Source organism: Streptomyces albidochromogenes, assembly GCF_005981925.1.
GTDB lineage: Bacteria > Actinomycetota > Actinomycetes > Streptomycetales > Streptomycetaceae > Streptomyces > Streptomyces albidochromogenes.
The window spans coordinates 1-11,228 of sequence record NZ_VBVX01000228.1 but is presented as its reverse complement, the minus strand read 5'-3'; the positions used below and the strand labels follow the sequence as shown (position 1 = coordinate 11,228).

The following is an 11,228-nucleotide window of genomic DNA, read 5'->3' as shown; positions in this document are numbered from 1 at the left end:
CGGCTCGATGAGCGACCACAGTTCGTCCGACACGATCCACGGCCGCGACTGACGTTTCCCCACGACCGGACCAACGACCACCCAAGTCGAAAGTCACTTGATCAACAACTTCTGTTAGGGCCTCTAAGCCGCCGTAGGACGGAGTAGTGCCGACGGAAGGCTGGCCGCCAGGCAGACGTGAACTTCGAGCGCCCTACGCCGCGCCTTGGCAGTACGCGCACGTGCGGCGGCCCGGCATCTTCACCGACACCAGCACCTGGCCGTGGACGCCGCCCGCGACCACTCGCGGTGCTCGAGGAACGCCCCGGCCCGTTCGCCGATGCCGCCGCATGGTCTGCCTGGCGGTGGAGCGCTGCCTGGCCCGCCCCGCGTCCTCCGGGACCCTGCGACGGCCGGGCAGAGGGTTGCACCGACAGGTGGCTGAACGGTTGGCTGGACGGTTTGCCTCCAGCGGGGGACCGAGGGTGTGACCGGAGGCGCGAGCCCCCAAAGTAAACCGACACCGCCCGTTCCCGCAGGTGTGGATAAGCCGGTCAGGGACGGCCACACCTCTTCTCCACTGGGGGAGAGGTCTACGCGGCTGGCTGGCTGGGTGCAGTGGTGTGGGCGAGCTTGGGGGAGTGGGCAGTGCGCCGGTCGTCGTGCACCGGCCGTCGGAGTCCGGCGGCCGTCGGGCACCATGCACCGGCACGGCCGGGACGAGATCCTGGGGCAGGCGCATTCCGATCACGACCTGGTCGTCTTCCTTGAAGCGGCCGGAGTGATCGCCCCGGAGAGGGTTGCGATCTCTTGCTTTCGGGGCGGTGGTGTGACCGAGGCGCGCACCGCAGACGGCGAATGCTCGCCGAAGACGGTTTGGCGGCCTTCCTGGCCAAGCGCCGGCGGCCGATCAGCGCGGCCGCCCTCATCGAGGACACCGTGGCGCTGCTGGACACCCTGCCCGACACCGAACGTGACGATGCTTCCGTGCTGCTTCGCACAACGGAAACGCATGCATACGCCATGAGCAGTGTGAACCCGGCTGGTAACCCGGCCCACCACGCAGGCACCGACCCGGCCGCGCATCGGCCCCGCCGGCTGTCGACCGAGACGAAGTCGGCTCTGAAGACGACTGAGTTCTTCATCTACCTCGCCGCCGTGGTGGGGGTCCTGATCGCCTCTATGGTCGTGGGCACCGAAGAGGGGCACCGTGACTACTTCCGCGCCGATCGGGCGTGGTGGTACATCGTGATCCTGACCGTCGGCTACACGATCAGCCGTGGGCTAGCCAAGTCCGGCAGCCGCGACCCCTACGACGACTCCCACTGAGCCGCTCCCGGACGAGTAGGCACGGGCAGCCTGCCCACGCTGCCTCCCCTTCACCGTCCCGCCAGTTACTGGCGGGACGGAGTGCTGCAGGCACGCGAGGCGCATATCGGGCTTGCGGGGGAGCGGGGGTCCCGGCGGCGGCAGCATCGGCGGGACGGCGGCCGGCCGCCGGGAGGGGGCCAGTCTCTCCCGGGGGCTCATGCCCTCGCGTGCGGAGGGTGGGGCATTTGCCCGCGCCAGTTGGGTGCTGGGCATTGTTCACGTGGCTCTTGTCGGTGTACCGACCTGGCCCCCGGCCCGTTCGGGTGTTCCATTCGAGGGTGTGGTGAGGGCCTGGCGCTGTGTGGTGGCTGACATGATGGGTCCGGTCTCTGGGGAGGGTCCCGGGGGGCGGCGCTGGTCGGGTTGCCTCAGGGTTACTTCGCGGATGAGGGGGCGTGGGGTGCCGGTGAGCAGGCTGGTGATTACACCGGCGGTGGTCGGGCGGGACGCGGTGCTGACGCTGGCCGGTGAGCTGGACATGGGCAGCGAAACCCTGTTTGCCCGGGCGGTGCGCGAGCAGATCGAGGCGGGCCGCAGGCGGATCGTGCTGGACTGCGCCGACATCTCGTTCTGTGACTCGCGAGGGTTCAGCGCGCTGCTCGAGGCCCGCCAGCAGGCCCGGGACGCGGATGGGGCTCTGGTGCTTGCCGCGATCCCGGAGCAGCTTCAGTACCTGCTGACCCTGTTCGGCGCGGCCAAGATCTTCACCATCGCCTCCACCGTTGAGCAGGCACGCCTCTTGCTTGCCGCTTGCGCCGCGGACAGCAAGGCGGGACCCGCGTAAGCAATCCCGCTGCGAGAGGTCTGCGGTCAGGCAGGAAGGGCCCTGCGGATTCACCTCAATCCGGTCCGTTCCCCTATATCGAGTCCGGTGCCGGGCAGGCGTATCACCAGCACCACGCGCCGCCGACCGCCTGCCCTCTGGGGGAACCCCGTTCATGACCGCGAACATGCAGCGCCGCATCGACCTGGACGGCACCACACAAGCGCCCGCCCACGCCCGCGAGACCACCACAAGCTTCCTCGCCGAAGCCGAACGCCTTCGCGGCCGCCCAGCCAGCCAGAACACCCTGCACGCGATGCTGCTCGTCGCCAGCGAACTGGTCTCCAACGCCGTCCGCCACGCCCCGGGACCCTGCTCCCTGTGCCTGACCTTGCACGATAAGGGTGTGCTGGTTGAGGTCAGTGATACCAGCCCTGTCTCTCCGCGCCTACGGGCCCCGGACACTACGGGCAGGTTCGGCGGCTGGGGCTTGCAGATGGTCAACCGGCTGGCCGGTGAACTCCATACAGTGCCCGGCCCGGGTGACGGAAAGACGGTCCGCGCACGCCTGCCCTGGTGATTCCCGCGGGAGAAGGCCGCCGCCTGTCCTACGGGCGTTACGGGGCGCGTCCACGAGTGGAGCGGGCGAAAAGCGGGGTAGCCGTGCGTCATGTTCTTCTTCAGTAACCGGATCGGCTGTCTCGGCTCCCTGCTGATCAGCGGGGCAGCGACCGGCATCTTGATTTTTGTCTACACGCGCTGATCGGGACCTTGCCGCCACCGCATCCCCTCGAGCCCAGCGCAGCCGGTCGCCCGGTGGGCCGGGCGGCACAGGTGGGTCTGGGCACCTCTGTGCGTGTACAGCTGTCCTGGCCGCCGGCTCATGGCCGCCCTCAGCCCCACGTACTCCAACCGGGACGAACGTGTATCCGGCCGGTTGGTCTGTGCGGACTGATTGCGGCGCTTTGCCGGTGCCGGGCCGGGAGCTTACTGCTTGGTCCGGCGAGGGTTTGTCGGTGACTTCTTGGGCAGGTGCCCTCTGGCAGTCCGACGAGCATTGGTGGCGACGTGACGATATCCATACAGGCCGAGGGGGCGTCCGTAGCGCCGAAGCACGGGGTCACGCCAGCGCTCCCTGCTGAGCGGCTTGTGGGTGATCTGCCGTGGATCGAGGACGCGGGCAAGGTGGCGCCGAAGGATGCGCGCGCGTTGTCGAAGCTGTTCTTCGACCAGCTCCAGGTCCTCGAGGAGGGCACGCGCGAGTACCAGTACGCCCGTAACACGTTGATCGAGATGAACCAGAGTCTGGTGCGTTTCGCTGCGGGCCGGTTCCGCAACCGGGGCAGTGGCGAGATGGACGACGTGATCCAGGTCGGCACGATCGGGCTGATCAAAGCCATTGACCGCTTCGACCTCTCGCGTGAGGTCGAGTTCACCTCCTTCGCCATCCCTTACATCGTGGGGGAGATCAAGCGGTTCTTCCGTGACACCAGCTGGGCCGTTCACGTCCCACGGCGCCTGCAGGAACTCCGCGTCGACCTGGCCAAGGCCAAGGAACACCTCGCGCTCGCCCTGAACCGCCAGCCGACCGTGCACGAACTCGCCGAGCACCTCCAGTTGAGCGACGAAGAGGTCATCGAGGGCCTGGTGGCCTCCAACGGCTACATGGCCGGCTCCCTCGACACCCCCACCAGCGGGAACAACGACGGATCCGACCCTGGCCTCAGCTACGCCGAGAGCCTCGGTGAGTGCGACCCGGCCATGGACCTTGTGGAGAATCTCCACGCCCTTGCCCCGCTCCTGGAGAAGCTGCCTGAGCGGGAGCGCAGCATTATCGAGATGCGCTTCGGCCAGGAAATGACCCAGTCCCAGATCGGCGAGGTGCTCGGCGTGTCCCAGATGCAGGTATCCCGGCTCCTGTCCCGCACTCTGGACAAGCTGCGCACCGGCACGCTCACCGGCGTCTGCACCTAACGACGTTCGTCCCCACGCAGTTACGACCACGACAAGTACCGCCGTCTGGTGCGCGCTCGGTGTGAAGCCGCTGATTCGCCTGACGGGGCACCGAGTACGGATCCGGAGCTCGGGACCCAACGCTGGGTCATGAAGCCCTCGTTCGCCCACCTGCACTGGTTTCGCCGACTGAGATGGGCCACCCAGCACGCTGGGGTCCGAACGTGTCGGCGGTGAACAGCGGGACAGCCGCCTGCTCGGAGCGTGATTGGATTCCCGTTCTGTCCGGAAGCGGTCAGGCGTGTGGGCCGCAACCGGTGGTTGCGGCCCACACCCCTGCAATGACAAGAGAAGGCTCAGTGCTTCATGGCGTCCTTGGCATGCTCGCCGGCCTGCTTCACATCACCCTTGGCCTGGTCCGCTTTCCCCTCGGCTTGGAGGCGCTTGTTGCCGGTGGCCTTGCCCGCGGTCTCCTTCGCCTGGCCCTTGAGCTTGTCGGCGGTGTTCTCAGCCTTGTCAGCAGCACCCATCACGCTCTCCTCACGTTGCGGTTCTGACCGTCTGCTGCCCCAGATCAGACCCGCTATGCCGCGTGCGGTATCCGAAGGGGCCAGGGCTGCCGGCGCTGAACTTTGGTGGAACCGGCGCTTCCGAATCGTCGTTTACGGCCGTCGGACGGGGGCAAGTGGCGGTTCACAGCCTGATGCCGCGGCCACAACCGGCGCCGTGGCCCTGACTACTTCTGGAGTGCGTACGCATGGGAATCATTGCCTGGATCATCCTGGGGCTGCTGGCCGGTGCGATCGCCAAGTTCCTGCTGCCTGGCCGTGACCCGGGTGGCATCCTCGTCACCATGATCCTCGGTGTCCTGGGCGCGTTGCTGGGCGGCTTCCTCGCCCAGGCTCTCTTCGACGTCGACCCGATGGACGGCTTCTTCGAGGTCTCCTCCTGGCTGTCGGCGATCATCGGCTCGCTCATCCTGCTCGTCATCTACCGAGCCGTCACGGGCAAGCGACACCACGCCTGACCACCCCACCGAACCTGACCTCCAGCGGGCACCGGAATCCCCCTCCGGTGCCCGCTTCGCTGTACCTCCCCGTGGCCTCACCAGCTCTGCCGCCGCGCTGAGGTCACACTCGTGGCAAAGCGCTGCCGCGCAATCCGCATAAAGGCCAGCCATGCAGCCCGAGTGGTCAAGTCGGTCTTCGTCGATCGCCCGACCTCCAGCTCGGCACGAAGGACATCAAGGGCTCCTCCTGGTCCTCGCCGACGACCCACTCGAGGTGCTTCCTCGGGACCTGCTGACTCTCACTCCATTGCCCAGGTTGTTTCTCATCGAGATGTTCGAGCCGATTAATGCTGATCCCCCTCGCCCGGTAGTGAGGGGAGCGTGAGCTGCGTTCACTGGGGGGAGGCGTTCGCCCGGATCTCGGATCGCCGCAGGGCCCCCGCTGCAGCTGCTGCCGGGGCGAGCGGCAGTGTTTGGTTGAACAGAAGGACGCGAACGCGAGGTCTGTCGGCCTGGTGCACCGAGCGCGTACGAAGTTGAACGAGGGCCACTGGAAACCGCCGAACCCACCGTCGTCGTGGAGTTCCTGGCGTGCCCGCTTGGGGTGGGGGAGGGCCGGTGCGTGGTCCGTCGTGGGGCGGACTGACGTCGCTGTATCACCAAAAGTAGCTTTATGGATACAGCAAGTAACTCACAGGAGTGAGTGATCCACCGCCCGGGGTGGTCCTTTCGCCGTAGTGCGCATGTTGTGGGTGAAACGGTCCAAGACTCCTGCCTGTGCCGAGCGCATACGCGGCTCAAGCCGCGTTGTGTGCTGCCGAGATGGCGTTGTCCGGCATGCCGTTTTCCAGGGAGAGGGCGAGTGCATTGCGTACAGGGGCAGGTAAACGGCACAGGGCGCGGTGGGCGGCGCTGGCGGCCGTCGTGGGGCTGGCCGTGCTGGCCGGACCGGCGGCCGCGGGAGCAGTACAGGCCGCTTCGGGGCCCGAGATCATGACGTGGGGGGCGGGTGACGCGGGCCAGTTGGGCGACGCGGGCAGCGGGGACCGCTGGTCGCCGGGGCCGGTGACCGGGCTGAACCGGGCCGAGGTGGAGGAGATCTCCGCGGGCGGTATGGGAAGCGACACCTCGTTCGCGGTGGCCCGGCTGGAGGACAAGACGGTACGCGCCTGGGGCCACGACTCCGCCGGGCAGTTGGGCAACGGCTCCCGGCACGACCGGGCCACACCCGATGGGGTGGCCACTCTGCAGGACGTCGATGACGTGGCGGCGGGCGGCGCACACGCGCTGGCGGTCAGCAAGGGCCGGGTGTGGTCCTGGGGTGAGAACGGGGACGGCCAGCTGGGCAACAACCGCTCCGGTGACGACAGCACCGTCCCGGTGCGGGTGCCGAACATCTCCCAGGCCCGACAGGTGGCCGCAGGTTGCGATTTCAGCCTGGCGCTGATGGAGGACGGCACCGTGTGGTCGTGGGGCGGCGGTGAGCGCGGGCAGCTCGGCACCGGTGACCGCTCCTCCCAGGACGTGCCCCAGGAGGTCAGGGGCCTGAGCGACATCGCCGAGGTCGCGGCGGGCTGCCACCACGGCGTCGCCCGCACCGAGGGTGGCACCGTATGGGCCTGGGGCGAAAACCTTCAGGGCCAGCTGGGCGACGGCACCGCCAAGACCAGCAGCACCGAACCGGTAAAGACCAGAGGCCTGCGGGACATCAACCGCATCACCGCCGGCGCGGATCACACCTTCGCGATCCGTAACGACAAGACGGTCTACGGATGGGGAAACAACCGCTACGGGCAGTTCCTGGAATCCGACGCGACCAGCGAGCCCGACGCCACCCGCACCAACCGCAACACACCCGTACCGATCGATGCGCTCGAGGGCGCCAGCGAACTGGCCGCCGGCCGCAACCACAACCTCGCCGTCCTCGACAACAAGGTCGTCACCTGGGGAGCCAACGGCGAGGGCCAGCTCGGCAACGGCACGAACGTCGACCGCTTCACACCGGTGACAGCGGTGCGCGGCGACTTCCACCACGTCGCCGCGTCACTGGCGGGCAACTCCAGCTACGCCTACTGAGCGCTCACGAAAGGCACACCCGTAATGAAGCTGAACCAGAAGAATCTTCGCGCCCGGCGTGGACTGCGCGGCACCGGCGGCACGGCCACTGCTGCCGTACTCCTCGCGACACTCGCGGGCGCCGCCGTGCCCGCAGCAGCCGACACCGGCTCGCCCGACCCCTGGGTATACAGCTGGGGGCAGAACGCCTCGGGTGAGCTGGGCAACGGCTCGACCGTCGAACTCCACACCCCAGGCCCCGTCCAAGGGCTGGCGCGCCAGGACGTGAAGCAACTGGAGGCCGGCGGAAACGGAGCCACCGGGCCGTTCGCGGTGGCGCTGCTGAAGAACGGCACGCTCAAGTCCTGGGGCGACAACACCTACGGACAGCTCGGCGACGGCACCGTCAAGGCCCGCTCCTTCCCCGCCACGGTCACGGGCCTGAACGCAGTCAAGTCCCTCGCTGTCGGCTGCAATCACGCGCTGGCGCTGAAGGACGGGCGGGTGTGGGCTTGGGGCCGTAACGACAGCGGCCAGCTGGGCGACGGCACCACCAGCACCAAGGACACCGGCTCGGGCAAGCCCGTCGCCGTGCAGGGCCTGGACAAGGTGAAAGCCATCGCGGCCGGGTGCAACTTCAGCATGGCGCTGCGGCAGGACGGCACGGTATGGGCCTGGGGCAGCAACGACAACGGCCAGCTGGGCATCGGCGGCACAGTGAACCGCAATACCCCGCAGCAGGTGCCCGGCCTGGACGGGGTGGTCGCGCTCGCACCGGGGGCCTTTCATGCCGCTGTGCTTACCGCCGGCCACACCGTCAAGACGTGGGGCGACAACAGCGTCGGTCAGCTCGGCAATGACAGCAGCATCACCGTCGACAGCAGCGCACCGGTCGATGCGAAGCACCTGGAAGGTGTTGAGAAGCTCTTCAGCGGCGCCTACTCCGACTTTGCGCTTCTGTCCGACGGCAGCGTCAAGGGTTGGGGCCGCAACACCGAATCCCAACTGGGCGACGGCACGCAGGTCAACCGCACCACTCCCGTTCTCATCGACAGCCTCACCCATGTCCGGGACATTGCCGCAGGGCAGTTTCACACGGTGGCCCTGCGTGAGGACCAGTCCGTCGTCGCCTGGGGATACAACTCCGCCGGCCAGCTGGGCGACGGCACGACGACCACCGCGAACAAGCCGGTCACCGCACTTCCCGCCGGCAGTGGCGTGAACCACCTCACCGCCGGCCGCAACGCGAACAACACCTTCGCGTACTGACCCCCGTCCCCCGCGATAAGGAACTCACCGTGACTGTTCGTACCGTATGGACCCGTCGGGTCCTGGCCCTCGCGGCCGCCGTGTGTGCCGGAGCCCTCTACGCGGCCCCCACGGCCGGGGCCGTCGCCCCGCCGCCGCCCGCTGAGTGCGCCCAGGACGACAAGAAGTGCCAGGAGGAGCAGAAGCAAAGGGAGCAGGAGGCCAAGCGCGAGAAGGGGGAGAAGGATGCCGACTCGGGGCGGGAGCAGGTGGACAAGGACTCCAAGGCTGCCAAGAAGGACATCGCCAAGGCGCAGGACCAGGTCGATTCCTGCCCGCCGCAGTCCAAGGAGTGCATGAACAACCTCGTCGGCGCGGGGGAGGAGCAGCGTCAGGGCATCGAGGACACCCAGCAGAAGCTGGAGAACTTCCGCCCCGAGCCGCAGAACAACGCTGATGCCGCGGTGGACGACGCCTGCAAGGGCTTCGCCGCCACCCTTCCGCCCTCCGCCGCCCAGGACGAATCCCTCACCGACATCTGCGAGCTGATGGCGAAGTGAACAACCCGCACACCTCACACACCTCCCGAGGCCGCATCCGGCGTGCCGGCCGGTTGCCCGTCACCGCGCTGGTGCTGGCCGCGCTGGTGCCCGCGTCCGGGGCCGTAGCCGCCGAGCACGCCACCGCCGACCAGGCTCGCCCGGCCATCCCCGTGGCGCAGGCGTTCGACAAGAACAACAAGCCGATGGCCTCAGCCGAGCCGGTCGTGAAGTACTGCGCCAGCACCCCTTCGGGCTGCAGCTTCCAGATGGACCGTGCAGCAGAACCGCAGCAGTTCTTCAGCACCGTGAGGTCCCTGGGCAACGCGGTCATCAACTGCACCAAGAACGACATCACCGTCGACCGCACGATCCAGATGGAGACCGGCAGCCAGGACAACCTCGGCGGTGAGATCACCGGCTCCGTCGCCGTCCAGGGCCACATCAACGTCTCCGGAGAGGTCTCGGCGGGGGTGAACGGCGAGGGCCATGCCAACGCCAAGACACCCAACCTGAAGGAAGGGCCCTACGCCGAGGTCGGCGCCAAGGCCGGCGCCAACGCCGGCGGCAAGGTGGGCGCCCAGATGGGCCTGCAGGCCACCTTCTCCGCTGCGTTCAAGGCGCACTACGCCAAGACATGGACCACCAAGCACACCGAGACCACGAAGTACCAGATGACCGTCAAACGCGGAGACATCCTGGTGTTCGGCGCCAGCGCGGCCATGGAGCGGATCTCCGGAACGCTGACGACCAACCGCGGCGAGCTCGTAAGAAAGGTCATCGTCGACGGCCCCTCCACCGTCAACAGCAGCTCGTTCATCGCCCGCACCAACACCGCACCCGGCGACACGTGCGACCGGCTGCGCCCCGCAGGCAGCACCGCGGCCGGCGGCGACCGCTCCCTGCCCTCCGAGGCCACCGACCGCTCCCTGCCTGCCCCCCAGGCACAACGCTCCCCCGCGGATGCGGATGCGGATGCGGGTGCGGGCGATGGCCAGTCCGCACCGGACACCGCGGACGGCCTGACGCCGCTGCCGGCCGAACTCGCACGAAAGGCACAGCAGTGACCCGCCCCCCAGCGCCACAGCACCGAGCGGGGCGGGCGCCCGCACGGCACCGCCCTGCCCTCACCGCTACGGCTCTTGCCGCCCTGACCGCCACCGTACTGGCCGCCACGGTCACCGCTGTGCCGACGGCCGACGCGGCGGAACCCGAACCCCGCAACGTCACCGTCATCAACGGCGACTTCACCGAGCCGTCCTTCACCTCCAGCGGCAGCGGGGACAAACTGGCAGGCTGGAGCGTCCAGTACCCCTACCGGCTGCTGCCCTCGGACGCCGCCCACCCCGACAACCTGCCCGCCCTGCTCCTGCGCAACAAGCGCGCCACCGACCAGAGCATCAGCCAGCGCCTGCGCGGCGTACGCACCGGCGCCCAGGTCACCGTCACCTTCGACGACAACGCCGGCGGCCGCAGCCGCGCATGCACCAACGCCCAGCTCGCAGGCGGACAGCCCTACACCCTCCAGGGCTCCGGCGGCCCGCAGCAAAGGTTCACTACCGATCCGGGCAGCACCGCCTGGCACCGGGAGCGCACCTACACCTTCACCGCAAGCGAGAACGAGCCGCTGCTCACCTTCGCCTCCGCGCAGACCACCGGCACCTGGGACTGCGGCCCGCTCATCGCCAAAGTCCGCGCCACCTACGTACCACCCCCGGTGGACATGAAGGTCGCCAAGAACCGGCTGCCCGCCCCCGAAGCCTTCGAGGGCAACGAGAGCATCACCGTGCGCACAGCGGCAGACCACTGCGCCAGCACCCGCACCAACTGCACCTACACCGTCGACACGGCGTACTCCTACACCTACTACGACAAGGCGCGCATCATCGGCGAGACCTACTTCAACTGCACCCGCAACACCATCAGCCACGATCGGCCGGTGCGGTTCACCGGACGCTCCTACGACAGCCTGAGCCAGCAGGCGGGCATCAACCGCCTGACCACCCTCACGGACAATGTGAACCAGCAGTTCGAGGCCGGCGTCGCCGCGAGCTCTCCCGAGCCGTGGCGCTGGACAACCACCTCGGACAGGAAGATCCACGAGACCATCGAGGCCGGCGAAGCCAGCTGGATCGAAGCCCAGCCAGGCCGCCAACGCACCGACGGCTGGTTCACCAGCGACACCGACGACCCCGACAAGCAGATCCGCCTGCACGTCGTCGCCGACGGCCCCTCACCCCTGGTACCCGACCGCATCTACCAACGCACCGGCCCCATGACCGCAGCTGAAAAGCAACGCTGCCGCTCGGAC

The 11,228-nt window shown here is 68.3% G+C and carries 11 protein-coding genes; 10 read left to right on the top strand and 1 reads right to left on the bottom strand.

The window, feature by feature from the left end; all coding sequences use genetic code 11:
• Nucleotides 1–837: 837 nt before the first annotated feature.
• The 4 genes from E2E34_RS36675 (at nucleotide 838) to E2E34_RS24785 (ending at nucleotide 4,087) form a co-directional block, all read left to right on the top strand.
• Nucleotides 838–1,308, top strand: a complete 471-nt coding sequence (locus E2E34_RS36675) for a hypothetical protein (RefSeq protein ID WP_244316067.1) — start codon at nucleotides 838–840, stop codon at nucleotides 1,306–1,308.
• Nucleotides 1,309–1,756: 448 nt separating this feature from the next.
• Nucleotides 1,757–2,134, top strand: a complete 378-nt coding sequence (locus tag E2E34_RS35640; RefSeq protein ID WP_167518379.1) for an STAS domain-containing protein — start codon at nucleotides 1,757–1,759, stop codon at nucleotides 2,132–2,134.
• Between the two features lie 154 nt (nucleotides 2,135–2,288).
• Entirely contained in the window at nucleotides 2,289–2,693 is a 405-nt protein-coding gene (locus E2E34_RS24790; protein ID WP_138904135.1) for an ATP-binding protein, read from the top strand.
• A 569-nt stretch (nucleotides 2,694–3,262) separates the two neighbouring features.
• The gene (locus tag E2E34_RS24785) at nucleotides 3,263–4,087 is read left to right on the top strand and encodes an RNA polymerase sigma factor SigF (protein ID WP_244316065.1); all 825 of its coding nucleotides are present in this window, start codon (nucleotides 3,263–3,265) and stop codon (nucleotides 4,085–4,087) included.
• A gap of 335 nt (nucleotides 4,088–4,422) precedes the next feature.
• Here E2E34_RS24785 and E2E34_RS24780 read toward each other — a convergent pair whose 3' ends face one another.
• Entirely contained in the window at nucleotides 4,423–4,596 is a 174-nt protein-coding gene (locus E2E34_RS24780) for a CsbD family protein (RefSeq protein WP_138904134.1), read from the bottom strand.
• Between the two features lie 227 nt (nucleotides 4,597–4,823).
• Between E2E34_RS24780 and E2E34_RS24775 the strand changes: the two genes are divergently transcribed.
• The 6 genes from E2E34_RS24775 to E2E34_RS24750 all read left to right on the top strand — a co-directional run.
• The gene (locus E2E34_RS24775; protein ID WP_138904133.1) at nucleotides 4,824–5,093 is read left to right on the top strand and encodes a GlsB/YeaQ/YmgE family stress response membrane protein; all 270 of its coding nucleotides are present in this window, start codon (nucleotides 4,824–4,826) and stop codon (nucleotides 5,091–5,093) included.
• An 849-nt stretch (nucleotides 5,094–5,942) separates the two neighbouring features.
• On the top strand, nucleotides 5,943–7,151 hold the full coding sequence (locus E2E34_RS24770; RefSeq protein WP_244316064.1) for an RCC1 domain-containing protein: 1,209 nt from the start codon (nucleotides 5,943–5,945) through the stop codon (nucleotides 7,149–7,151).
• A gap of 126 nt (nucleotides 7,152–7,277) precedes the next feature.
• Nucleotides 7,278–8,399, top strand: coding sequence for an RCC1 domain-containing protein (locus E2E34_RS24765; RefSeq protein WP_244316062.1), 1,122 nt, complete (start codon nucleotides 7,278–7,280; stop codon nucleotides 8,397–8,399).
• 29 nt (nucleotides 8,400–8,428) lie between these two features.
• Nucleotides 8,429–8,938, top strand: a complete 510-nt coding sequence (locus E2E34_RS24760; RefSeq protein WP_138904131.1) for a hypothetical protein — start codon at nucleotides 8,429–8,431, stop codon at nucleotides 8,936–8,938.
• Entirely contained in the window at nucleotides 8,935–9,984 is a 1,050-nt protein-coding gene (locus E2E34_RS24755; protein ID WP_138904130.1) for a hypothetical protein, read from the top strand. The genes E2E34_RS24760 and E2E34_RS24755 overlap by 4 nt, the downstream gene beginning before the upstream one ends.
• Nucleotides 9,985–10,103: 119 nt before the next feature.
• Nucleotides 10,104–11,228: hypothetical protein (locus tag E2E34_RS24750; RefSeq protein WP_138904129.1), on the top strand; the 1,125-nt coding region annotated here is incomplete at its 3' end.

What these genes read in the sequence shown, in the direction of transcription:
- E2E34_RS24780 (WP_138904134.1), bottom strand. Translation starts at nt 4,596, where the DNA reads ATGGGTGCTGCTGACAAGGCTGAGAACACCGCCGACAAGCTCAAGGGC.
- E2E34_RS24775 (WP_138904133.1), top strand. Translation starts at nt 4,824, where the DNA reads ATGGGAATCATTGCCTGGATCATCCTGGGGCTGCTGGCCGGTGCGATC.
- E2E34_RS24790 (WP_138904135.1), top strand. Translation starts at nt 2,289, where the DNA reads ATGACCGCGAACATGCAGCGCCGCATCGACCTGGACGGCACCACACAA.
- E2E34_RS36675 (WP_244316067.1), top strand. Translation starts at nt 838, where the DNA reads ATGCTCGCCGAAGACGGTTTGGCGGCCTTCCTGGCCAAGCGCCGGCGG.